Annotated in this window: 21 protein-coding genes; 12 read left to right on the forward strand and 9 right to left on the reverse strand. The window is 62.9% G+C overall.

Annotated features, from left to right (window positions below; genetic code table 11):
• Positions 1-70: 70 nt before the first annotated feature.
• The 3 genes from EGN72_RS18450 (at position 71) to EGN72_RS18460 (ending at position 2,905) form a co-directional block, all read left to right on the forward strand.
• On the forward strand, positions 71-1,510 hold the full coding sequence (locus EGN72_RS18450) for an aminotransferase class V-fold PLP-dependent enzyme (protein ID WP_127050303.1): 1,440 nt from the start codon (positions 71-73) through the stop codon (positions 1,508-1,510).
• A gap of 152 nt (positions 1,511-1,662) precedes the next feature.
• Positions 1,663-2,250 carry an HAD family phosphatase gene (locus tag EGN72_RS18455; RefSeq protein WP_127050305.1) on the forward strand — a complete coding sequence of 196 codons (588 nt, stop codon included), beginning with the start codon at positions 1,663-1,665 and terminating at the stop codon, positions 2,248-2,250.
• A 58-nt stretch (positions 2,251-2,308) separates the two neighbouring features.
• Complete coding sequence (locus EGN72_RS18460) at positions 2,309-2,905, forward strand: FecR domain-containing protein (protein ID WP_127050307.1); 597 nt, start codon at positions 2,309-2,311, stop codon at positions 2,903-2,905.
• An 82-nt stretch (positions 2,906-2,987) separates the two neighbouring features.
• Here the strand turns inward: EGN72_RS18460 and EGN72_RS18465 are convergent, their stop codons facing one another.
• The 4 genes from EGN72_RS18465 to EGN72_RS18480 all read right to left on the reverse strand — a co-directional run bounded on the left by EGN72_RS18465 (position 2,988) and on the right by EGN72_RS18480 (position 10,416).
• Positions 2,988-4,826: an adenylate/guanylate cyclase domain-containing protein gene (locus EGN72_RS18465; RefSeq protein ID WP_233587186.1), complete on the reverse strand. Its 1,839-nt coding sequence runs from the start codon at positions 4,824-4,826 to the stop codon at positions 2,988-2,990.
• An 11-nt stretch (positions 4,827-4,837) separates the two neighbouring features.
• Positions 4,838-5,542, reverse strand: a complete 705-nt coding sequence (locus EGN72_RS18470; RefSeq protein WP_127050533.1) for a Crp/Fnr family transcriptional regulator — start codon at positions 5,540-5,542, stop codon at positions 4,838-4,840.
• 423 nt (positions 5,543-5,965) lie between these two features.
• Entirely contained in the window at positions 5,966-8,731 is a 2,766-nt protein-coding gene (gene fdhF / locus EGN72_RS18475) for a formate dehydrogenase subunit alpha (RefSeq protein WP_127050309.1), read from the reverse strand.
• A complete protein-coding gene (locus tag EGN72_RS18480) occupies positions 8,731-10,416 on the reverse strand; it encodes an NAD(P)H-dependent oxidoreductase subunit E (RefSeq protein ID WP_127050310.1) in 1,686 nt (561 codons plus the stop codon). The genes fdhF and EGN72_RS18480 overlap by 1 nt, the downstream gene beginning before the upstream one ends.
• 187 nt (positions 10,417-10,603) lie before the next feature.
• Between EGN72_RS18480 and EGN72_RS18485 the strand changes: the two genes are divergently transcribed.
• Entirely contained in the window at positions 10,604-10,831 is a 228-nt protein-coding gene (locus tag EGN72_RS18485) for a sulfurtransferase TusA family protein (RefSeq protein WP_127050311.1), read from the forward strand.
• Positions 10,832-10,968: 137 nt separating this feature from the next.
• On the opposite strand, the gene glp is transcribed toward EGN72_RS18485, so the two are convergent.
• The 5 genes from glp to EGN72_RS18510 are packed head-to-tail and all read right to left on the reverse strand — an operon-like array spanning position 10,969 to position 15,585.
• A complete protein-coding gene (gene glp / locus EGN72_RS18490) occupies positions 10,969-13,095 on the reverse strand; it encodes a gephyrin-like molybdotransferase Glp (protein WP_127050312.1) in 2,127 nt (708 codons plus the stop codon).
• Positions 13,092-13,583 (reverse strand): molybdopterin-guanine dinucleotide biosynthesis protein B, encoded by a 492-nt coding sequence (mobB, locus tag EGN72_RS18495; RefSeq protein ID WP_127050313.1) that lies wholly within the window; start codon positions 13,581-13,583, stop codon positions 13,092-13,094. Before mobB ends, glp begins: the two co-directional genes overlap by 4 nt.
• Positions 13,580-14,191 (reverse strand): molybdenum cofactor guanylyltransferase MobA, encoded by a 612-nt coding sequence (gene mobA, locus EGN72_RS18500; RefSeq protein WP_127050314.1) that lies wholly within the window; start codon positions 14,189-14,191, stop codon positions 13,580-13,582. Before mobA ends, mobB begins: the two co-directional genes overlap by 4 nt.
• Positions 14,184-14,723: a hypothetical protein gene (locus EGN72_RS18505; RefSeq protein ID WP_127050315.1), complete on the reverse strand. Its 540-nt coding sequence runs from the start codon at positions 14,721-14,723 to the stop codon at positions 14,184-14,186. Before EGN72_RS18505 ends, mobA begins: the two co-directional genes overlap by 8 nt.
• Positions 14,716-15,585, reverse strand: coding sequence for a formate dehydrogenase accessory sulfurtransferase FdhD (locus tag EGN72_RS18510; protein ID WP_199743786.1), 870 nt, complete (start codon positions 15,583-15,585; stop codon positions 14,716-14,718). The genes EGN72_RS18505 and EGN72_RS18510 overlap by 8 nt, the downstream gene beginning before the upstream one ends.
• A 66-nt stretch (positions 15,586-15,651) precedes the next feature.
• On the opposite strand from EGN72_RS18510, the gene EGN72_RS18515 reads away from it, so the two are divergent.
• The 8 genes from EGN72_RS18515 (at position 15,652) to EGN72_RS18550 (ending at position 23,697) form a co-directional block, all read left to right on the forward strand.
• A complete protein-coding gene (locus tag EGN72_RS18515) occupies positions 15,652-16,179 on the forward strand; it encodes a DUF2478 domain-containing protein (protein ID WP_127050319.1) in 528 nt (175 codons plus the stop codon).
• A 3-nt stretch (positions 16,180-16,182) separates the two neighbouring features.
• Complete coding sequence (locus EGN72_RS18520; RefSeq protein WP_233587187.1) at positions 16,183-17,106, forward strand: sugar kinase; 924 nt, start codon at positions 16,183-16,185, stop codon at positions 17,104-17,106.
• Between the two features lie 21 nt (positions 17,107-17,127).
• Positions 17,128-17,862: an AzlC family ABC transporter permease gene (locus tag EGN72_RS18525; RefSeq protein ID WP_127050321.1), complete on the forward strand. Its 735-nt coding sequence runs from the start codon at positions 17,128-17,130 to the stop codon at positions 17,860-17,862.
• Complete coding sequence (locus EGN72_RS18530; protein WP_127050323.1) at positions 17,855-18,184, forward strand: AzlD domain-containing protein; 330 nt, start codon at positions 17,855-17,857, stop codon at positions 18,182-18,184. The genes EGN72_RS18525 and EGN72_RS18530 overlap by 8 nt, the downstream gene beginning before the upstream one ends.
• A gap of 275 nt (positions 18,185-18,459) precedes the next feature.
• On the forward strand, positions 18,460-20,355 hold the full coding sequence (locus EGN72_RS18535; RefSeq protein WP_127050537.1) for a nucleoside-diphosphate sugar epimerase/dehydratase: 1,896 nt from the start codon (positions 18,460-18,462) through the stop codon (positions 20,353-20,355).
• Positions 20,356-20,413: 58 nt separating this feature from the next.
• Positions 20,414-22,678, forward strand: a complete 2,265-nt coding sequence (locus EGN72_RS18540) for a YjbH domain-containing protein (protein ID WP_233587189.1) — start codon at positions 20,414-20,416, stop codon at positions 22,676-22,678.
• Positions 22,675-23,349, forward strand: a complete 675-nt coding sequence (locus EGN72_RS18545; protein WP_127050327.1) for a YjbF family lipoprotein — start codon at positions 22,675-22,677, stop codon at positions 23,347-23,349. The genes EGN72_RS18540 and EGN72_RS18545 overlap by 4 nt, the downstream gene beginning before the upstream one ends.
• 135 nt (positions 23,350-23,484) lie before the next feature.
• Positions 23,485-23,697 (forward strand): hypothetical protein, encoded by a 213-nt coding sequence (locus tag EGN72_RS18550; RefSeq protein WP_127050329.1) that lies wholly within the window; start codon positions 23,485-23,487, stop codon positions 23,695-23,697.
• The last annotated feature ends 95 nt before the right edge of the window (positions 23,698-23,792 follow it).

Consider the following 23,792-nt stretch of genomic DNA (forward strand, 5'->3'; position numbering starts at 1 on the left):
TAAAAAGGTAAGGTTTACCACGTTCGCCTTACGCTATGATCGGGAACAGCTTGACCCCCGGAGATGCCCGATGCCCAGCGCGATTGAAACCTTTGCAGCCAGCCTTGCCGTGCCGGAGGTGATTGCGCAGTTGCGGGATGGTGTGATTGGCGAAGGGGCGGAATTTGATGGGCCCTTTGGGGTGCAAACGCTGCTTTACGCCGATTATGTCGCCTCGGGTCGCGCGCTGCGGCAGGTGGAGGCCTTTGTGATGGAACAGGTGCTGCCCTTCTATGCCAACAGCCATACCGAGGCGTCCTATTGCGGCGGGTTGATAACGCGGATGCGGCGCGAGGCGCGGGCCGTTATTGCCGCGCAATGCGGCGCGACGGAGGCCTTTGCCACGGTGTTTGCCGGTGCTGGGGCCACGGCGGGTTTGAACCGTCTGGTGCATTTGCTGGGCGTGTCCGAAGCGGTGGCGCGCGGCGAGGCCCCCTTGGTGCTGATCGGGCCCTATGAACATCATTCCAACATTCTGCCATGGCGCGAAAGCGGGGCCGAAGTGCTGGAGATTTCTGAGGCCCCCAACGGCGGGCCGGATATGGCGATGCTGGAGGCGGCCTTGATCGCGGCACGCGGGCGGCGGATTGTGGGGGCGTTTTCGGCGGCCTCTAACGTCACTGGCATTGTGACGGATGCCGATGCGGTGACGCGGATGCTCAAGCGCCATGGTGCCTTGGCTGTGTGGGATTATGCGGGCGGCGGGCCGTATCTGCCCATCGACATGCGGGCAGGCAGCGATGCCGAGAAGGATGCGGTTGTGGTTTCGGCGCATAAATTCATCGGCGGGCCGGGGGCCTCGGGGGTGATGATCCTGCGCAAGGCGGCTGTTTGTTCGCGCAGGGTGTTTCAACCCGGCGGCGGCACGGTGAAGTTCGTGTCGCCCAGCGCGCATGACTACAGCAGCGATATTGCCACGCGAGAGGAGGCCGGGACGCCGAATGTGGTGGGCGATATTCGCGCGGCCTTGGTGTTTCTGGTCAAGGCGGCGATTGGACAGGCGCGGATGGAGGCGCGGCATGCAGCCTTGCGCGCGCGGGCGCTGGCGGTCTGGCAGGCAAATCCCAATATCGTGCTGATGGGCAATAGCGCAGCGCAGGCCTTGCCAATCTTTTCGTTCCGGGTGCGGGACGCGGCACGGGGTGGGTTTTTGCATCACCAGCTTTTCACGCGGCTGTTGTCGGATGTGCATGGTATTCAGGCGCGGGGTGGCTGTGCCTGCGCTGGCCCCTATGCGCATCGGCTGTTGGGGATTGGTGCGGCGGAATCAGAGGCGATCCGCAGCGCTATTCTGAGTGGGGCGGAAATGGAAAAACCGGGATGGACGCGGCTGAACCTGTCGGTGCTGATGGATGATGCGAAAGCCGACCGGGTGATTGCCGCTGTCGACAGCCTTGCCCGCAGCCCCTATCCGATGGCCGATGCCTATTGCTGCGAAGCCGCAACGGCAAGGTTCCGGCCTGCTGCTTGAGCCATCGGGATTTTGGCACGCGCCGGGAGGGGGCTGACTGCCCCCTCCCGGACCCACCCCCGTGGATATTTGTGCCGAAAAGAAAGCAGGGTGGGTTTCGCCGACGCGGACACTCGGGCATGGTGCGAGGCATATGACAGGAGCAGAGCACTATGGCAGTTTTGGACGACTTGCCGCCCTTCAAGGCTTTGATCTTTGATTGTGACGGCACGCTGGTGCTGAGCGCGGGGTTGCATTTTGCTGCGTTTTCGCAGGCTTTGGCGCGGCAGGGTGCCGCGATGGACGCGGGTTGGTATGCTGCGCGCACCGGGCTTGCGCGGCGGGATTTGCTGACAGAGCTGCGCGACAGTGCCTGTCGGGGGCTGGATGTGCCCCGCGCCGTGCGGGACAGCATTGCGGCGACGGCAGGGCTTGCGGCAACCTGCCGGGCCAATCCGCCGGTGTTGGCGTTGGCGCGGCACTGGTTTGGGCGGGTGCCGATGGCGGTTGCGTCAAACGCGGAGGCCGAAGTGGTGCAGGCGATGCTGGGGGCCTGTGGGATTGCGGCGCTGTTCGATCCGGTCATCAGCCTGACCGAGGCAGGGGTGGCCAAGCCGGACCCTGCGATGTTTCTGATGGCGGCGGCGCAAATGGGGGTGCCCCACAGCGATTGCCTTGTTCTGGAGGACAGTGATCAAGGCCTGCAAGCGGCGGCGGCGGCAGGGATGCCGGCGGTAGATGTGCGCGTTGAGAAGCCCTAGCGCGATGAGGTGAAAACTGGCACTCTGCGCGGATTGGATTTGAAAATTGGATCATGCCATGCCGTTGTTAAGCCGCCGTCGGGTGATTGCCGCAGGGATCGCCGCCACGCTGCCTTTGCCCGCCTTTGCGGACCCTTCGGTCGGGGCGACCGTTCAGGTTCGGGGTGAGGCGGTATTGATGCGCGCGCAGGCCGCCGAGATGCTGAAACGGGATGACCCGCTGTTTGAAGGTGATCTGGTGCGCACCGGGGCGGCCGGATTTGCCGAGTTGTTGCTGATCACGCAGACGCGGATCAACCTTGGCCCGGAGAGCGAAATCGGGATTGACCGGTTCATCGCAGAGCTTGGTGGCGAAATCTCCATCGGCGGCCAGATGCTGTTTGACCGGCCCGACGATTTGCCAAAGCTGGACCTGACCTTCCGCAATGCCTTTGCCCAGATCGGGGTGCGTGGAACCCGGTTTTTTGCCGGGCAAAGCAAGGGTGTCTTTGCCGTGTTTGTGGACAGGGGCGAGGTTGCCGTGACCGCTGCCGGTGTGGCGCAGATCGTGGCTGCCGGGGCCGGGGTGGATGTGGTCGAAGGGGCCGCGCCCACCGCCCCCGTGCAATGGGGGCAGGCGCGGATTGACGCGGCCTTTGCCAGCGTTGGGCTGTGACGAAGGCGTTTCGCGTTGAATCTGGATCCCCCAAAATTGCCTGAAACCAAAGATTTCAACGCGGTGGATGATGCGCGATGGATCAGGTGAAAGGCGAAACGCCCTCGTCCGGCAGGGTAAACAGTTCCATCATGCCAAAGCTGCGAACCTGATGCGTGCCGAGGCTGCGCAAGGGGCCTTGCGCCTGAGCTGCGGCATTGGGGCCGATGCAAAGGCTTGTGCCGAGGCTCTTGTTCATTGCTTCCAGACGCGCCGACAGGTTCACCGCATCGCCATGCGCGGTATAGTCGATCCGCAGGCCAGAGCCGACATCGCCCAGCACCGCCATTCCGGTTTCCATCCCGATCCGCGTGCGCCCCAAGCCTGCGGCCTGCATTTGGGGACGCTGGCGCAGCGCCTCGGTTTCGCGCAGCAGTTCGGCGGCGCAGGCAAGCGCGGCATCGACATGGCCGGGCTGATCCAGCGGTGCGTTGAACAGGGCATGCACAGAATCGCCCACCATTTTGTCGATCATGCCGCCGTGGCGCAGGACAATTGCGCAGGTGGTTGCGAAATATTGGTCGAGCAGGGCCACCAGCGCCTCTGGCCCGATGGCGCGGGTGGTTTCGGAGAAGCCTTCGATATCGGTCATCAGGGCCGTAATCTCGCGCCGTTCGCCGCGCAGATGAAAGCGGCGCGGATCATCGGCCAGTTGGCGCACCACGGCGGCGGGCAAAAGCTGGGCCAGTTTGCGGCGCAGGGTGCGTTCGGCGCGGGCGCTGCTGTTAGCCCTGCCGACAAGCGCAATCGCCCCCGCTATCAGCGCAGCCAGCAAGGGCGTTACCGGGTCCAGTAAGCTGCCCGTGGTGGCAAACCACAGCGCGGTGCCCAGCGCCCAGACCGCGCCAAGCCCCAGCGCGGCGCCGACCCCTGCGCCAACCGGGGCAAGCAGCAGCAAGGCGATGCTGGCAAGCCCGAGGGTGGTGGCGGCGGCGGCCTCCCACAGAGGGGCGGCGGCGGTGCGCTGGGGCAAGTGGCCCGTCAGCAGGCCTTGGGCCAGATCGGCTTGTATCTGGACCGAAGGCGCAATCGGGCTGCTGGCCGTGGCGCGCAAGCCGCCGCGTTGCGGCAGGCTGGAGCCGATGAAGACCACCGCGCCTTGAAAGCGCGACAGATCGGCATCAGGGGCCAAAAGCGAGGCGGCATCGCTGGTGCGCGCGGCCCAAACCTGCGGCTGCGAGGGCGCAAAGCGTAGCTGTGCGGCAGCATCGGTGGCAAAGATCGCAGACCCGACGCGCAGGCGGTTCCCCTGCGCCGCAGCGGCCAGAACGGGCGAGGCGGCACCGGGTTGCGCCAGACGCACCGCCTCAAGCGCCAAGGACGGATGCACGACCCCCGCCGCGCGCACCGCTGCCGGAATCCGGCGCACAAGGCCATCCGCATCGGCCAAAAGCGCGGTTACGCCCAAGCCTGCCGCCGCATCGGCAAACCCCGTGCAGGGACCTTCGGCGCCTGCTGCCTCCCACAGGGTGGGGGTGCCGCTGACGGCCAGCCGGGGGCCGGGGCGCAGCGGCAAGGTGGTGCGGGCCGACATCAGAAAGCCCAGCACGGTCGGGTTTTGCCCGATGGCATGGGCCAGAGCGTCATTGGCCGGGCCGGGGCCACAATCGCTGGAAAACACGATATCCAGCGCCACCACTTGCGGGCCAGCCGTGGCAAGCGCCGCCAGCAGACGCGCGGTGGCGGCGCGGCCCCATGGCAGGCCTTGGTCGTCCACCTCGGCGATATCAATGACCTGCACGCGAGGCGTCGCCTTGGCCGAGGCCAGCCGCAGAACGGCGTCAAACACCCGCTCTTGCAGCAGCAGGAACGTCGGGGGCGAACGGGCAAGAAGTGCTGCAAACCCCGCAAGGCACAGAAGGGCCGCCAGTGCGATGGGCAACCGCTGCCGCATCATTCCGGCTGTGGTTCCGCAAGGCGGATCAAGGCGGCGGTGTCACATTCCATCGCCTCGCCCCGGCGCTGCACAGCACCCGTGTCGCGCAGGGCTTGCAGCGCGCGGTTGACCTTGGGGCGGCTGGCCCCCAGAACCGCTGCCAGGTCGGATTGGTTGATCTCTAGCCGCAGCAGCGGGTTGGGCGGCAGGTCATCGCCATGGATCTGGCGCAGGGTGAACAGCAAGAACCGCGCCACCCGCGCCTCTAGCGTATAAAGCGCGATGCCTTCCAGCTGTTCCGTGGTGTCGCGCAGCATCCGGCAAAGGTAAAGCGTGGCCGCGTCACGCAGGCTGGGATGGCGGGCCGCGATCTGGTCAAAATCGCGCCTGTTCAGCACATAGCCCGCGCTGGCGACCAGTGCTGTCGCCTCGGCAGAGCGGGGGGCGCCGTCGAACAGCGACAGCTCGCCGAACAGATCGCCCGGCTCGGCGTGGCGCAGCACCAATTCGCGGCCCTGCGCAGTGCCAAGCGCCAGACGGATACGGCCAGTAAGCAGCGCCACAAGGTAATCGCCGGGATCGCCGCGCTGAAACAGGGTTGCCCCCGCCGCCCATTCGCGCCGATGCGCGGCGGCGGCCACCTCGGCCAGAACATCCGCGCCCAACGGCTCAAACAGCCGGAACGATCGCCACGCCGCCAGATGCCCGGTTGGTTTTGTCATGTCTGGCATTCACCCGCATTACCCTGCGGAAAGCTTAGCCCGCAGCCGGGACACAGGAAAGCCGTTTGTCGCGTGCGGGCTGTGCCGGGGGTCTACATATCCTTGGACAAGGATAAGCACCCGGCATATACTTTCGTATAGACAAGCCGACTATTCTAAAGTATAGTTTAGAAAGTTAGAGCGGACGAAGCCTTTTTAGAATGAACCGCCGGTATTGACGGCACAACGCCCCTTCGACGCCTTGGTGTCGAAGGGGCGATTTTCATTTCAGCGACAAGGATTTGAAGGGGGCAAACCCTTGATTCACCCGCCACGGCGGCTTGCCATGGGGCAGAATGCCATTGGGGGCCAAGCCATCGGCCCAGCCCCCAGAGAATAGCCCCAGATCAACCTGCGATTCGTTTTGGTGCAGCGGCGGCGCGGTTATTCCGCCGCGACCGCGCTTTCGGCTTTTTCCACCTTCACCGCAGAGAACTTGAATTCCGGGATTTTGCCGTAGGGGTCCACCGCCGGGTTGGTCAGAATGTTCGCCGCCGCCTCGACATAGGCAAAGGGCAGGAACACCATATCCTCGGCCACCGCCCGGTCCGCCCGCGCCATGATGGTGATGCTGCCGCGCCGCGTTGACAGCCGCACATGACCACCCGGTTCCACGCCCAAGGCCCGCAGGGTTTTCGGGTTGAGCGAGCAATTCGCCTCTGGCTCCACCGCGTCCAGCACCTTTGATCGGCGGGTCATCGACCCTGTGTGCCAATGTTCCAACTGCCGCCCCGTGGTCAGGATCATCGGATAGTCGGTATCGGGCACCTCATCCGGGGCGATCACCGATGCGGGCGTAAACTTGGCCCGTCCCCCGGCGCGCGGGAAGCCATCTGCGAACACAATCGGCTGGCCGGGGTCCGTTTCCGACAGGCTGGGATAGGTGACGCAGCTTTCCCGCTCCAACCGGTCCCATGTGATGTTGGACAGCGATTTCATGTTCAGCTTCATCTCGGCAAAGACCTGCGACGGGTGGGTATAGGTCCAGCCCAGGCCCAGCCGTCTTGCCAGTTCGGTCGTGATCGCCCAATCTTCGCGCGCCTCGCCCGGCGGTTTCACGGCAGGGCGGCCCATTTGCACCTGACGGTTGGTGTTCGTCACCGTGCCGGATTTTTCATAAAACGCGGCGGCGGGCAGGATGACATCGGCGTAATTGGCGGTTTCTGTCAGGAAGATATCCTGCACCACCAAATGCTCCAGCTTGGCCAGCGCCTCGCGCGCGTGGGTGACATCGGGGTCAGACATCGCCGGGTTTTCGCCCAGAATATACATGCCCTTGATATGGCCTTCATGCACGGCATCAAGGATTTCGGTGACGGTCAGGCCCTTTTCATTGGAAAAGTCACCAGAGCCCCAGACCTCGGTAAAGGCGTTGCGGATATTGTCGGAAGTAACGGTTTGGTAATCGGGCAGGAACATCGGGATCAGGCCCGCGTCAGAGGCACCTTGCACGTTGTTCTGGCCGCGCAGCGGGTGCAGGCCCGCGCCGGGGCGGCCCACCTGGCCCGTCATCAAGGCAAGCGAGATCAGGCAGCGGGAATTATCGGTGCCGTGGATATGCTGCGACACGCCCATGCCCCAGAAGATCATCGCGGCCTTGGCCCCGGCAAAGGTGCGGGCCACATCGCGCAGGGTATCGGCGGGGATGCCGCAGATACCTTCCATCTTTTCAGGCGCGAAATTGGCAAGATGCGCCTTTTCGGCTTCCCAATTTTCGGTATAGGCCTCGATATACTGTTGATCATACAGCTTTTCTTCGACGATCACATGCATGATCGCATTCAGCATCGACACGTCAGAGCCGGGGCGGAATTGCAGCATATGGCTGGCGAAACGGCGCAGGCCAACGCCGCGCGGGTCCATCACGATCAGCTTGCCGCCGCGTTTGGTGAATTGCTTGAAATAGGTCGCGGCAACGGGGTGGTTTTCCACCGGGTTCGCGCCGATCACAATCGCCACATCGGCATTTTCGATCTGGTTGAACGTGGCCGTCACCGCCGCCGAGCCCACGTTTTCCATCAGCGCCGCCACGGAGGAGGCGTGGCACAGCCGGGTGCAATGGTCGACGTTATTGTGCTGAAAGCCTTGGCGGATCAGCTTTTGGAAAAGATACGCTTCCTCATTGGAGCATTTGGCCGAGCCAAAGCCCGCAACCGCGCGGCCACCATCGCTGCCGCGCAGCCGCGCCATGCCACCTGCGGCGAAATCCAGCGCCTCATCCCATGTCGCCTCGCGGAAATGGGTGAGCAGATTGCCGGGGTCGATATTCAGCCCCTTGGGCATATCCGGCTTGCGGATCAGCGGTTTGGTCAGGCGGTGGGGGTGGTGGATATAGTCAAACCCAAACCGCCCCTTGACGCAAAGCCGCCCTTCATTCGCGGGGCCGTTGATCCCTTCGACGAACTTCACCTTGCCGTCCTTGACCTTCAGGGAAACCTGACAGCCGACGCCGCAGAAGGGGCAGATGGATTTGACCTCCTCGTCGAAATCCTTGCTGTCGCCGCGCTGCTGATCGTCCAGCACGGTGGCGGGCATCAGGGCACCTGTGGGGCAGGCCTGCACACATTCACCGCAAGCGACGCAGGTGCTGGCCCCCATCGGGTCGGCCATATCAAAGGTGGGATAGCTGTCTTGCCCGCGGCCCGACATGCCGATCACGTCATTCACCTGCACCTCGCGGCAGGCGCGGACGCACAACCCGCAGGAAATGCAGGCGTCAAGGTTCACGCGCATGGCGACATGGCTGTCATCCAGAAGCGGAATGCGGGATTTTTCCAGCTTGGGCAGGCGGTTGCCCTTGGCCCCGGTGGCCGCAACCATATCGGCCATATGGGAGGATGCATCATGCGCCGCCTCGGGTTGATCCGTCACCAGCATTTCCACCACCATCTTACGGGCGGCAAGCGCGCGGGCGGATTTGGTATGCACCACCATCCCTTGCACCGGTTCGCGGATGCAAGAGGCGGCAAGCGTGCGTTCGCCCTCTACCTCCACCACGCAGGCGCGGCAGTTGCCATCGGGGCGATAGCCGGGGCTTGGTTTGTGGCACAGATGCGGGATGATAAGCCCGCGACCATTGGCGACCTCCCAGATCGTCTGGCCAGTTTCGGCGGTGACTTCGCGGCCATCGAGGGTGAATGTAACCGACATCAGATTTCCTCCGCGAAATGTTTCATCACCAGCTTGATCGGGTTGGGGGCGGCTTGGCCCAGACCGCAGATCGAGGCATCGACCATGACATTGGACAATTCGGTCAGCAGGGCCTGATTCCATTTCGGTGCTTGCATCAGCTTGACCGCCTTTTCGCAACCGACGCGGCAAGGGGTGCATTGACCGCAGGATTCCGCCTCGAAGAATTTCAGCATGTTCAGTGCGGCATCGCGGGCGCTGTCTTGATGGCCCAGCACCACCACAGCGGCAGAGCCGATGAAAGTGCCATGCGGTTGCAGCGTGTCGAAATCCAGCGGGATATCATGCATCGAGGCAGGCAACAGGCCCGAGGATGGCCCGCCCGGTTGATAGGCCTTGAAACTGTGGCCTGCGGCCATGCCCCCTGCGGCCTTGATCACATCGGTGATGGTGGAGCCTGCGGGCAGAAGGTAGACCCCCGGTTTGGCCACGCGCCCCGACACGGAATAGGACCGCAGGCCACTGCGCCCGTTCAGCGCGGTGGTGTTCAACACCTCTGGCCCTTCCCGCACGATCCGCGCCACCCATTTCAGGGTTTCGACGTTATGCACCAGCGTGGGGCGATCAAAGATGCCGACCTGCGCCACAAAGGGCGGGCGGTGGCGGGGCAGACCGCGCTTGCCTTCGATGCTTTCGATCATCGCGGATTCTTCGCCGCAGATATAGGCCCCTGCCCCGCGCCGCAGGTCGATATAACCGGGGGCCACGATGCCCGCCTGTTCAAGTGCCGCAATTTCATGGGCGAGGATATGCAGCACGGCGGGGTATTCGTCGCGCATATAGATGAAGCATTTATCCGCCTCGACCGCCCAAGCGGCGATCAGCATACCTTCAAGGAACAGATGCGGCGTGCGTTCAAGGTAATGACGATCCTTGAAAGTGCCGGGTTCGCCTTCATCCCCGTTCACGGCCAGATAGCGGGGGCCGGGATTGGCGCGCACAAAGCCCCATTTCTTGCCCGAGGGAAAGCCAGCGCCGCCAAGGCCGCGCAGGCCGGAGGCCATGACCATATCCTGCACCGCCTCCCAGTTGCCGCCCGCGCGCAACGCGGCCAGCTTTTTGTAGCCGCCTGCATGCTGATAGGCCGCGAGGGGTTCATAAAGCGGGATTTTCGGGGAAAATGCACGGGCCGCAATCGCTGCTTCGACCTTTGCAGGGGTGGCGTGGTCGATATGGTTATGGCCGATTTCCAAGGTGGGGGCGGTATCGCACCGCCCCATGCAGGGCGCGCGCAGCACCCGCACCTTGGCCGGGTCATGGCCGTTTGACAGCGCCTCGAACAGCGCCTCGGACCCTGCGAGTTCGCAAGACAGGCTGTCACAGACGCGGATGGTCAGATCGGGGGGGGAGGCCTCTCCTTCGCGGACCGGGTCGAAATGGGCGTAGAAGGTGGCCACTTCCCAGACCTCGGCCATGGAAAGGCGCATTTCTTCGGCCAAGGCCCGCAGATGGGCCGCTGAAAGATGGCCGTATTCATCTTGGATCAGATGCAGGAATTCGATCAGCAGATCGCGACGGCGCGGGCGGTCGCCCAGCAATGCCTTGACCTGATCCCATGCGGCATCGTCCAACTGGCGGCCCTTGGTCGCGCGGCGGCCTTTGCCCTTGCCGGATTTCCAGATGCCCTCTTGTTGATCCAGTGCCATTGGCTTGCTCCTATATCGCGCGCGGTCTAGGCGCGGGTGTAGCGATCTGCCCGCGCAGGGTCGATGCGGCTGTTCCGTGCCGTGATAGATAACATCTATCAAAGCCTGCCGCTTCAAATGCTATCTTCTGTCATCCCTGCGTTCAAAAGGATGGACAGGCCCCGGCATTTCTCCTATCGAAAGCGGCATGGAATGGGATGATGAATTGGATGCGCAGGGCCTGCTTTGCCCCTTGCCGGTGCTCAAGGCCCGCAAGCGGTTGAAGGCCATGGCAGCGGGGCAAGTGCTGCGGGTTCTGGCGACGGACCCGGCGGCGGTGATCGACATTCCGCATTTCTGCATCGAGGCGGGTCACACGCTGATCGGATCGGGCGAGGTGGGCGCGGCCCAGTATTACATGATCCGCAAAGGGTGAGCCGCCCGCGGGGGCATCGAACCCCCTTGGGCGGCATTGCCATGGACGCGTGACGCGGTTGGTCTGCGGTGGGATGGCGTTTGTCTGGTGGCTGTCGTTTTCAGGTATTTGAACCAAGATGAAATTGGCGCTGTGAATTAGTCGAACAAAGCGGCGTAGGGCAGAAAGCGGACGGGATCGCCGGGTTGGATGGTCAGGGCGTGATCGGGGAGTTCGACCAGCCCTTCGGCCCATGACAGGCCCGAAATGCGGCCCGAACCTTCGGAGGCGAACACTTCGACCCGGCCTTCGGCAGTCAATCGGGCGCGCAGATATTCGCGCCGCCCTGCCTTTTTGGATTTCGCGAAGGCGGCGGGCAGTGTCATCGCTTGCGGTATTGCCCAGCCCGCCCCCGACAATGCGGCCAGCGCCGGGCGGGCGAGGATGACCGCGCAGGTGAGTGCGGCGACGGGGTTGCCGGGCAGGCCGAACACCGGGACGCCTTGCCACAGCGCCAGCGCCAAGGGCCGCCCCGGTTTCATCGCAATGCGCCAGCTTGAGAGCGCCCCTTCGGCTGACAAAAGCCGCGAGACATGGTCTTCATCGCCGGCAGAGGCCCCGCCCGAGGTCAGGATAGCATCGCATTGCGTGGCGGCGCGGTTTAGCCTGTCACGGATCAGGGCGGTATCGTCGGGGCAGTGGCCAAGATCCACAGGCTTCATCCCCCAGCCTTGGGCAAGGGCCAGCAGCATCGGGCGGTTTGCGTCATAAATCTGATGCGGGGCGGCATTCTGGCTGACGATTTCATCCCCGGTGGACAGGACGCCGACCCGCAGGCGGCGATAAACCGGAACAGAGGCACGCCCGATGGCCGCGAGCAAGGCAAGATCTGGCGGGCGGAGCTTTTGGCCTGCCCGCAGCGCGGTATCACCTGCGCCGATATCTTCGCCTGCGCGGCGAGTGTTGGCGCGCGGCTTGATCGGGCCGTCAAAGGCGACATGGCGGGCGGTGGTGGCGCAATCTTCTTCCAGCACCACGGTGTCGACGCCTTCGGGCAGGATCGCCCCTGTCAGGATACGGATGGCCTGACCATGGGGCACCGCGCCTGCAAAGGGTTGGCCCGCGGCGGCACGCCCCTGCACCAAGGGCATCTGGCACAGGCCCGCGCCTGTGCTGGCATGGGCGAAGCCATAGCCATCCACCGCCGAATTGGCCTGCGACGGGTTGGCGCGCGCGGCCGTCATATCAGCGGCGAGAACACGGCCAAGCGCTTGGGCCAGGGAAATGGTTTCGGTGGTGGTGATGGGGTGCAGCGTTTCGCGCAGGCGCGTCAGCGCGGTATCCACCGGCACCCAATCCACCCCTTGCGGCATGGCAAAGCAATCGTTGCGCAGGCGCGGCGGGGTCAATGCGGGGGCAGGCGCGGCTGTCACCGCCGCTGCATTGCCCGCCCCCAGATACCAGCCTTCGGCCTCCAGCAGGTCTGTTGGCTCTGCGATCGTCATCAGCGCGTCAAGCCCGCCATTTTGTGCCATGGCAAGGAACGCCTCGGCATGGGTGCGGGTTTGCGCCTCATCCGGGGTCATGCCTGTGGCGACGAGGGCCGCGACCTCGGGTTTCAGAAGCGAGAGATAGGCCTCGGCGATCACCACGGGGGCTGCGGCATGCGGTTCCAGCGGCCAGACCGCCACCACGCCGGGATGGGCGGCACGCAGGCGGTGCAGCATGGGAATTCCGGTCAGGGATTGCGCGCCCACGGCCCCGGCACCCGCCAGTTGCCACAAGGTCTTGGGTTGGAGCCCGTTTTCATGGCCCGCCGTCTCGGCCCGCCGAAAGGGAGAGATGCCCTTGGGCAGCGCAGGCTTGGTGCGCGGCAGGTCCGCAGTTTCCAGCTTTTGGCCGTTGCCCCAGAACGGGCCTTCGCCGGGGAAATGGCGGTTCATTTCGGCGGCGATGGCGCGGTAATTGGTGCCGTTTTGCGGCGTGTCGGTGATGCGGGCGGCAAGCCAATCCCACAGGGCCAGCGCCTTTGGGCTGCCTGTCAACCGTTCGGCCAGACCGCGCGGCGCACCAAAGGCAAAATCGCAGGCCAGAAGCAGCCGCGCGCCGCTGCCCAGCGCCTCTGCGATATGGGTGGCCAGACGCGCCTCGGCGGCGTGGCGTGTGGCGATGTTTTCGGCCTGTGTGCCTTGTGGCGTGGCGCAGGCAATCCAGATCGAATCCTTTTGTGTGGTCGGCTTTCCGGCCGCCGACCAATCCACCACGATCACCCGGTCAAAGCTCATAGGCCAACCTCGGCCAGGATGAAATCCGCGATGGCGGTTGTATCGTCCAGATCGAACAGCGGCACCGGCACATCGGGCTGCGTGTTGGAGGCCACGGCCCGGATGGTCGGGTTCTGCGGGCACAGCAAGGGGCGGCCGGTTTCGTGCCGATGCGCCTCGATCTTGGGGTGGGGCGCGGATTTATAGCCTTCGATCAGGATCAGATCGACGGGGGACATACGGGCCAGCAGATCATCGAGCGTGGGTTCATCCGCCCCGCGCAGTTCCGTCATCAAGGCCCAGCGCACCGGCGAGGACACAAGCACCTGCGCCGCCCCCGCCTGACGGTGGCGGAAACTGTCGCGCCCCGGATGATCAATATCGGTGGCGTGATGCGCGTGTTTGAGGGTGGACACCGTAAAACCGCGACCCGTGATTTCGGCCACCAGCCGTTCCATCAACCCGGTTTTGCCTGCGTTCTTGTAGCCGGTGACGCCGTAAATCTTCATGCTTGCCTCAGGAGTGTTTCGGCGGCCTCGATATCTTCGGGCGTGTTGATATTGAAGAACGGATCGAACGGGGTGCTGGCAAAGGCGGCAAGGCCCGCGTCATGGCTTTGGGTCCAGATCACGATTTTGCGCAAGCCGCCTTGCAAGGCTGTGCGCAGATCATCGCGCAGCGCCACGGGCCAGAGGCCGAAGGTTGGTTGCCGCTGCATGCGCCCGGTTTCATCCGGGCTGGCAGCAAGGCACAGGCCGGACGGGCCTGCATGGGCCTGAAGCCGGGTGGCAAGATCCAAGGGAAAGAAAGGTGTATCGGCAGCGGCGGTGATGATGGCGGGGGCGCCAAGGCTTGCTGCCCAATCCAGCCCCGCCAGCACGCCTGCCAAGGGGCCGGGGTGATCTGGCAGGCTGTCGGGCAGCACGGGTAAGCCGAATTCGGCCAGACGCGCGGCATCGCCATTGGCGTTGATGGCCAGCGGCGCGCATTGCGTTGACAGCCGCGCGATCACCCGGTCCAGCAACCGCTGCCCCGCCACCACGCGCAGGCCTTTGTCGCCGCCGCCCATGCGGGTGGCGCGCCCGCCTGCCAGTATGACGCCGGGAAGCCTAACCATGCGCAGATTTCCAATCCATCAGCCGGGCACGAAAGCCTGCGCCGTCAAGGTCAGCGGGCAAGCAGTGATCGGGGATCACCAAGCGGCTGGCCCCGAACAACAGCGCCGTGCCACCCGCAACCGCATCAATCGCGGTGATGACCGGCCAGCCCAGCGTGCTGGACGCGTTGGCAGAGCGCATCGAAACCCCCGCCGTGTCGATGGTGGCATTGGTCACACCTTCCTGCGCTTCGAGTGCGGCAAGCAGGCCCAATATCTGAGCCATGAACCTGTGTCGATGCCATTGCCAAAACGCGTTGATCGCCCAGCCCCCCAGCACCGCCGCGATCAGATAGGCAAGCGCGTCTTGCAAGCCAAAGCCAAGGCGCAGGACCACAATCGCCAATCCCCCGAACACCCCCCCGCCCAGAAGCCCCAGACCCAGCTTTTGCCACGCGGGGCGACGCGGGCCTGCGCCAAGCGGCAAGGACAGTGCCGCGCGGGTAACATCCGCGTCAAAGACAAGCTCTAGCCGAAGTGGCGTGTCAGTCATCCCCTGCCCCTTTGCGGCCATGTTTGCGGCCCTCATCGGGTTGCGCGTTGGGGTCGGCATCGCGGATCAGGCGGTCTTCTCCGCTCAGGCAGATGAACCGCTGCCCGCGCATCCGGCCGATCAGCGTCAGACCCACTTGCCGCGCAATCTCGACCCCCCAAGCGGTGAAACCGGACCGAGAGGCCAGCACGGGAATACCCATCAGCGCGGTTTTGATCACCATTTCCGAGGTCAGACGCCCGGTGGTATAGAGGATTTTATCCGCCGCCGGGATGCCATGCTGAAACATGAAACCGCTGATCTTATCCACCGCGTTATGGCGGCCCACATCTTCCATATAGACCAGCGGCGTATCGCCTTGGCACAGGGTCGTGCCATGGATCGCCCCCGCCTCCAGATAAAGCGAGGGGGTGGTGTTGATCTTATGCGCCAGCGCATAAAGCCAAGAGCTGCGGACCGGGGTGGCAGGCAGGGTCAACCCCTCCAGCCCTTCCATCATATCGCCGAACACCGTGCCCACCGCACAGCCCGAGGTGCGGGTTTTCTTTTTCACCTTGTCTTCATAGCTGGTCTGGCGCTGCGTGCGCACGACCACGGTTTCAATCTCATCATCGTAGTCCACGCCCGTCACCACATCATCGGGGCGCAACATGCCCTGATTGCGCAGAAAGCCAAGCGCAAGATATTCCGGGTAATCGCCGATGGTCATCGCGGTCACGATTTCCTGCGCGTTCAGATAGATGGTCAGCGGGCGTTCCTCGACCACGGAAATCACGGTTTGCGCCCCGGTGTGGTCTGTCCCGGTGATGGCGCGGGTCAGGCGCGGATCGGTGGGATTTGGCAGGATCGGGAAATCAGGCATCATCGGGTGCTTTCATCGGCTTGCCGCATCTTGTATGCCAGTGGCAGCAGTTGCAAGAGGGCGGCGATGCTCGGCTATGTCACAGGTGGGGAACGGGGGCAGATGGATCTTCTGCTGGCCGATACAGCGGCGCGGCTTCGGGCCGAGGGCTGCGCACTGGCGGGCGTGGTGCAGGTGAATGAGGAATTCGACCCCGCGCGCCCCTGCCACATGGATTTGCATGTGCTTAACGGCACCAGCGTCATCCGCATCAGCCAAGACCTTGGCACCCTGTCCAAAGGCTGCCGCCTTGACCCGTCGGCGCTGGAGCAAGCGGTGGGGTTGGTGGCGCAGGCGCTGGAGGCCGGGCCTGCCTTGCTGATCATCAACAAATTCGGCCGGCAAGAGGCCGAAGGGCGCGGTTTTCGCCCGTTGATCGGGCAGGCACTGGCCGCAGCAGTGCCGGTGCTGACAGCGGTAAGCGCAGGCTACCTTGACGCATTCGAACGCTTTGCCGAAGGCATGGGCACCGCCCTGCCCTGCGAGACAGACGCGGTTTTGGCGTTTTGCCATGCCCAGATACGGCACCAGATACGGGCCCAGACAGAGGAATAAGACATGACGGTGACACCCCCCCAGATGAAGCGGCTGGTCGCGATTGGCGAAGCGATGGTTGAAATGGCCCCCGGCGCGGCGGTGGGCGATTACCGGATGGGCTTTGCCGGGGATACGCTGAACACCGCATGGTATGCCCGCAAGGTCATGCCCACCGATTGGCAGGTGGATTACCTGACCGCCTTGGGCGATGATGCGGTTTCGGGCCGGATGGTCGACTTCATCGCCGAGGCTGGGGTGGGCACCGACCATATCGCGCGGCTGTCGGGGCGGACGGTCGGCCTCTATCTGATCGAGCTGAAAGACGGCGAACGCAGCTTTGCCTATTGGCGCGGCCAGTCGGCGGCGCGGTTGCTGGCACAGGATGCGGCGCGGCTGGCGGCGGGCATGGCCGGGGCGGGGGTTGTGTATCTGTCGGGGATCACGCTGGCCATTCTGGAAGGGTCGGGGCGTGACACGCTTTACACCGCCCTGCGCACGGCGCGGGCGGCAGGCGCGCGGGTGGTGTTTGACCCCAATCTGCGCCCCCGGCTTTGGCCCGATACCGAAACCATGTGCCGCGTGATCATGGAAGCGGCGGCGCTGTCGGATGTCGTGCTGCCCTCGCATGAGGATGAGGCCACCTTTTTCGGCGATGCCGACCTTGCGGCCACGGCCAAACGCTATGGCGATGCCGGTGCGGGGCTGGTGGTGGTGAAAAACGGTGGCGGCGAGATGTTGACGTTGGAGGGCGGCGCAACCGCGATGCACGCCCCCGAAACCGTGGCGCAGATCGTGGATACCACCGCAGCGGGCGACAGTTTCAACGCCGGGTTTCTGGCCGATTGGCTGACCGGGGGCAGCGTGGCAAGCGCGGTGCGCGCCGGGGCGAAACTGGCGGCCTATGTGATCGGCAAGCGGGGCGCTTTGTGTGAATTGGGCCAATAGACGCAGCGCCGGGGCTGTGCCATGCGCCTGATCGCCAACCGCCAAGCCTATGTGCAGGGCATGAAGGATTGCAGCCCGTTTATTGTGATCGTGGTGCCTTTCTCGGCACTGTTCGGGATGGTGGCCACCGATGCCGGGCTGAACATTCTGCAAGTGGTCGCCATGTCGGCCATTGTGATCGCCGGATCGGCCCAGTTCACCGCGCTCAGCCTGTTGCAAGAGGGCGCGCCGGTGTTCGTGGTCCTGCTGGCCTCGCTTGCGGTCAACATGCGGATGGCGATGTATTCGGCCGCCTTGGTGCCGCATATTGGTGGCGCATCGCTGGGGCTGCGGATGCTGATGGCCTATGTGATGGTCGACCAGACCTATGCCGTCTCGGTGCAAACCTATGAGGCGAACCCGGCGATGCCGCAGGACGCAAAGATCAGCTATTATTTCGGCTGTATCACAGTTGTCTGCCTGCCTTGGTATATCTGCACCTTCCTTGGGGCCTTGCTGGGCCAAGCGGTGCCTGCCTCGCTGTCGCCGGATTTCGCGGTGCCGGTTTGTTTCATCGCGCTGTTCGCGCCGATGCTGCGCAGCTTGCCGCATCTGGTGGCGGCGGGTGTGTCCATCGCGGCGGCGGTGGTCTTTTCCGGGCTGCCGTGGAATTTCGGCCTGATCGTTGCGGCGCTGCTGGCCATGGTTGCGGGCGCGCAGGTCGAATTCTGGCAGCGGCGGCGGGCTGCACGGGCAGCGCAGGTGTCGCATGATTGACAATGGCACCTTCTGGCTGGTGACGCTGGTGCTGGGCATTGGCACCTATCTGATCCGGTTTTCCTTTCTGGGGCTGCTGGGCGGGCGGCAGTTGCCGGATTGGCTGCTGACCCATCTGCGCTATGTCGGGGTGGCCGTATTGCCTGCGATGGTCACACCCATGATCCTTTGGCCTGCCGCCCATGGCGGCGCGTTTGACCCGTTGCGCATGCTGGCGGCCATGGCGGCGCTGGCCGCAGGTTGGCGGCTGGGCGTGATGTGGGCGATTTTCATCGGCATGGGCAGCTTGTGGGCGCTGCAATGGCTTGTGGGCTTTGCCTGACATGCGCTAACATAGACGCCTTGGCATCAGGTATTATTGAACCTGATTCTCCTTTTTCAACACAACCTTTTGATTACACCCCAGAACCCTTACGGACCGATTGAGTCCACCTCATTTTGCACGAAATTGAGCGGAAACATGACCACAAAGGCACGATTAACCTTGTCCTGCTTGTTTGCGACACGTCCTTCGGCTAAGGAGCCTTGTCCCAAGTTGTCTTGGGCTGGTGCTTTGGGCGGTGTGATTACAGGTGATCGAGGTTAGACATGTTGTTCTTGAGAACACTGCTCTTTAAATTGGTTGACCGGCTGACCCGGGCCCAGAAAAAGGCCTTGCTGGCCTCTGTCGATGCCTTGCTTGCGCCTTGCGCCTTCCTGATCTCTACCGGCATCCTTTACAATGCCTTTCCCAGTATCGAGTTCATTCAACGGCATTTTCTGATCATCCTGCTGCTGACAGGTTTGGCAGGGGCGCTGTCTGTTCTGCTGAAAATGCCGAATATCAAGCTGAATTCCTATGAGGCCCGCGGCATCTTGCGCACTGGCTTGATGGCCCTTCTGGTCACGCTGGCCTTTGCCGCGCTGGTCAATCAGTTGCCGCTGTATTTTTCGCGGCTTGGGATCATCTTGTTTGGCATGGTGTTTTTCCTGCTCGCGGTCAGCGCGCGGTTCAGCATGCTGCATATGTTGCTTTGGATCTTGCGGGCGGGCCGTCCGCACAAGCGGGTCTTGATCTATGGTGCCGGGCACACGGGGATGCAACTGGTCGCGGCCCTGCGCGAACATGCCACGATTTTGCCTGTCGCCTTTGTTGACGACAATCCGTCGCTGCAATCCATGACCTCGGGCGGGCTGCGGATTTACAGCCCCGACCGCATCCTGGAGCTGTCGAAACGGCTGGAGGTGGATCGCATCTTGTTGGCCATGCCATCGGTGCCCGGCCCGAAACTGTCGCAGATCGCGCGCAGGCTTCAGGATCTGGGGCTGGTGGTGATGTCGGTGCCATCCTTCGCGCAGATCGTTGGGGTGGAACGGCTTGTCGACACGCTGACCCCTGTTGACGCCAATAGCTTTCTGGGCCGCAGTCAGGTTGAAAACCGGATGCCCATGGGCAGCGAGGCCTATCAGGGCCGCACGGTTCTGGTTTCGGGGGCTGGTGGTTCTGTAGGTTCTGCCTTGTGCCGGCAGCTTCTGGCCAGCAAACCCGCCTGCATCGTCTTGTTCGAGGTCAGCGAGATCAACCTTTACAACATCGAGCGCAAGCTGCTGGAACTGGCCAAGGGCACGCCGACCCGGATCGTCGCTGTTCTGGGCTCTGTAACCGATAGCCGGATGGCACGCACGGTGATGGCCGAACACAAGGTAGAAATTGTGTTCCACGCCGCCGCATACAAACATGTGCCGCTGGTCGAGGCCAATCCCTTGGCCGGGCTTGCCAATAACGTATTGGGCACGCGCACCTTAGGCGATGCGGCAAATGACGCGGGGGTGCGCAAGTTTGTTCTGATTTCCACCGACAAGGCGGTGCGCCCGACCAATGTGATGGGGGCCTCCAAGCGCCTTGCGGAACTGGTTGTGCAGGATCTTGCCAAGCGGTCGCAAGGCACCGTCTTTTCCATGGTGCGCTTTGGCAATGTGCTGGGGTCATCGGGTTCCGTGATCCCGCTGTTTCGGGAACAGATCGCCAAGGGCGGCCCTGTCACCCTGACGCATGAGGATGTCACGCGCTATTTCATGACCATTGCAGAGGCAGCGCAACTGGTGTTGCTGGCCGGGTCGTTTTCTGATGGCAGCGGCGGCGGCGATGTGTTCGTGCTGGATATGGGCGAACCCGTGAAAATCCGTGACCTTGCCCAGCAGATGATCGAAGCGGCAGGCCTGCGGGTGAAAAGCGACGACAGCCCTGACGGCGATATTGAAATCAAGGTGACGGGCCTGCGCCCCGGCGAAAAGCTGCATGAGGAATTGCTGATCGGCGAAGGGCTGTTGACGACGCCGCATTCCAAAATCCTGCGCGCGCAGGAACGCAGCCTGACCGAATTGGAAATGGCAACCGCCCTGCGCGCCTTGCGGACGGCTGTCGCGACCGGCTCTGCCGAAGATGCGCATCGGGTCATCAATACCTATGTCGAAGGCTTCCGCCCGCCCGAACAGGTGGCATCGGCGCAATAGTCTGCGGGAAAACCTTGAAAAGCGCCTTGCGCGATTGTGATACCGCGCAAGCCTGACTATGGTTGCCAAAACCCGTGAGGCCCAGATGCACAAGAAACCCCGTAACACCCTTTGGCGGAGCCGCGTAAAAGCCATTGGCACCGGTGGTCTGGCGATTGCGGGCCTTGCCTTGGCCGCGCCTTTTGCCATGGCCGAGGTGAAGCCATCGCTGAACATGTATGGCGCGACCGGGCTGATCGACATGCCCTCGGGCGAGGCGCAACCGGATGCGCAGCTTTCCGTGACAACCAGCCACTTCGGGCCGGTCAGCCGCAATACCTTGTCGTTCCAGATAACCCCCCGCATTTCCGCCAGCTTCCGTTTCACGGGGATCAGGGACTGGAACAAAACCGCAGCCTGCCAGCCTTCCTGCACGACCGGTCTGGACCAGTTCGATACCTATTACGACCGCAGCTTTGATCTGCGGTTCAAAGTTCTGAACGAAAGCAGATACCTGCCCGCGATCACCATCGGGCTTCAGGATTTCGCGGGAACCGGGCTTCAGGCCGGCGAATATATCGCCGCGACCAAGAATATAGCGCCGAACCTGAAAATCACCGCGGGCCTTGGCTGGGGGCGTTTGGGCAGTTATGGCGATATCGGCGCGCCGTTCGGAAAACGCCCCAAGGTCAATGTCGGCTTTGGCGGCAAGTTCAACTTTGACCAGTGGTTCCGTGGCCCCGCCGCACCCTTTGGCGGCGTGGAATGGAAATTCAACGATCGTTGGACCTTCAAGGGCGAATATTCCTCTGACGCCTATGTGACCGAAGCAGGCACCCGCAGCACCTTTGACCGCAAAAGCCCCTTCAACTTTGGGGTGGAATACCAACCCAGCGAATATTACCGGCTTGGCGCCTATTACATGTATGGCAGCACCGTGGGACTCGCGGGGCAGATTTTCATCAATCCCCAAAAGCGGCCCAGCGGTGGCATTGCCGACAAGGCACCGAACCCGGTGAAGCCACGGCCCAGCCGCAGCAGCGCGCCTGATGCCTGGTCCACCGACTGGGTGACACAAGCAGACAGGGCACCGGCCTTGCGCAACGATGTCGCCAAACGGTTGCAGGATGATGGCATCATCGTCGAATCCGTCGGCTATTCCGCTGGCAAGGTGCAGGTGCGTATTCGCAACACCCGATATCTGAACAACGCGCAGGCCATCGGACGCACCGCACGGGCCTTGACGCAGACAATGCCTGCCTCTGTCGAAACCTTTGAAATCGTCCCGCTCGCCAATGGCGTTCCCGCATCGCGTGTCACCATCCGCCGCTCTGACCTCGAAGATCTGGAATTCTCGCCCAATTCTATCGCAGAGATGAGCCAGCGTGTTTCGGTTGCGGGCGAGAATGGCTCTACCGCCGGGTTTGACCAGAACCCCGATCTTTACCCCGCCTTCACATGGTCGCTTGGCCCGACGGCGCGGTTCCGTTTCTTTGATCAGAAAGCCCCGTTCAAGCTGGATGTCGGCATCAAGGCCACCGGCCGGTTTGAGCTGCGCCCCGGCCTTGTGATTGCAGGGGAAGTGACCCAGAAGATCGCCGGAAACCTGAAAGACAGGCCGCCGTTGCCAGATCGTGGCCGCCTGCAACCCGTGCGCTCTGCCGTCTATTTCTATGACAAGGAAGGCACCACCGCGATTGAGAAACTGGCCGTGCATTGGCACAGCAAGCTTGGCCAGGATATCTATGGCCGGGTGTCGGCTGGCTATCTGGAACGGATGTTCGGTGGTGTTTCGGCCGAAGTTCTGTGGAAGCCTGCGGGCAGCCGCCTCGCACTTGGGGGTGAGTTGAACTATGTCAAGCAACGCTCCCCCGATCAGCATTTCGGCTTTGATCTGCCTGTCTACATGTATGAAACCGATTCCGGCCCCAAAACCGGGCCCAGCAGCTATTCCACCGTTACAGGCCATGTTTCGGCCTATTACGAGCTTGGTAATGGTTTTCACGTGCAGCTTGATGTCGGCAAATATCTGGCGGGCGATATCGGGGCGACCTTCCGGCTTGACCGCGAATTCGCAAACGGCTGGCGGGTTGGCGCCTTTGCCACCAAGACCAACGTCTCCTCGGCTGATTTTGGCAGCGGGTCTTTTGACAAGGGGATCAAGGTTGTGATTCCGCTGAACTGGGGTCTGGGAACACCATCGCGCAAAACCTCACCGGTGGAATTGCGCCCCTTCCGCCGGGATGGCGGTGCCAAGCTGGAGGTCGATGGCCGCTTGTATGAATCCGTCCGTGGCTATCACCAGAGTGGGCTGGACAATCAGTTCGGAAGGTTCTGGAAATGACCGTGTTTTCCCCTCTGCGCATGTTGGCGCTTGCGATAATGGCGATGACGCTGGCCTCTTGCGGGTCTGACAAATCCAGCACCGATGTGACCGGGTCCGTCAAGGTCATTGCCACGGCGATGACCGGTTTCATGCGGAAAGATCAGCCCACACAGGTGCAGGACCTTGGCCTGACACGGGCCGCGCTGGCGACACTACCCGTCCCGGCCAAACGAATCACGCTGGAGAAATACGGGCAGCAAGCCTTGGTGGTGCAGATTGGCACCAACAAAGATGTTGAAACATGGTCGTCGGTCGACAAGATCACCCTGTCGATGCGCAACGGGGTTGTTGTTGCGACGCGCGGTCTGATCGACGATCTGATGACAGCTTCGGTGCCCTCGCTTTCCATGTTGAGCCACGGCAGCAGCCACACAAGAACCCACAGCTTGCTGAACGGCGAAGATAAGCCCCGTGTGTTGCGTTTTGACTGTCAGGTTGCCCGCCACGGGCGTGTGAACCTGACGATTGTCGAGCGGTCTTATACCACGCAGCACGTCACAGAAACCTGCACAGGTGCCGAAGGCAGCTTCACCAATGAATATTGGCTTGAGGCAGGCGGAAAGCTTCGGCGTTCGCGTCAAACTATCAGTGATTTCGTCGGCCCTATGACGATTGATAGCCTTGACTAGGGGCACCGCAATCGGTAGGGTCCACGCAAGTGGTGGCATTTGCGTGTCGCTAAACCAAAAAGTCCCGGATTGGAGATTAAAATGAACAAGTTTTCTGTAGCGCTCGCAACGTGCGCAATGTTGGCTACCGCTTCTATGGCATCGGCTCAGGCTGGTGGCGGCGCTGCTGCGACTGGTGCAGGCGGCGCCGGAACGGGTGTTGGCGCCGTAGTTGGTGGCACGGCTGGTGCTGTTGGCGGCACGGTTGTTGTGGGTGGTCTGGCCATCGGCACGGGTGCTTTGGTTGCAGGTGCGCTGGCCTTGGCTGGTCTGGCTGCTATTGCTTCGGTTGACTCTGGCAGCCACTGATATCTTTCGACAACCGGTTAAGGTTCGTCGCAAAAAGCCCGCCTTTGGCGGGCTTTTTTGTCATGACCTTGCCCTGACAAAAATGGTCCTTTGAC

The organism is Pseudorhodobacter sp. E13, from assembly GCF_003991405.1.
Taxonomy (GTDB): Bacteria; Pseudomonadota; Alphaproteobacteria; order Rhodobacterales; family Rhodobacteraceae; genus Pseudorhodobacter.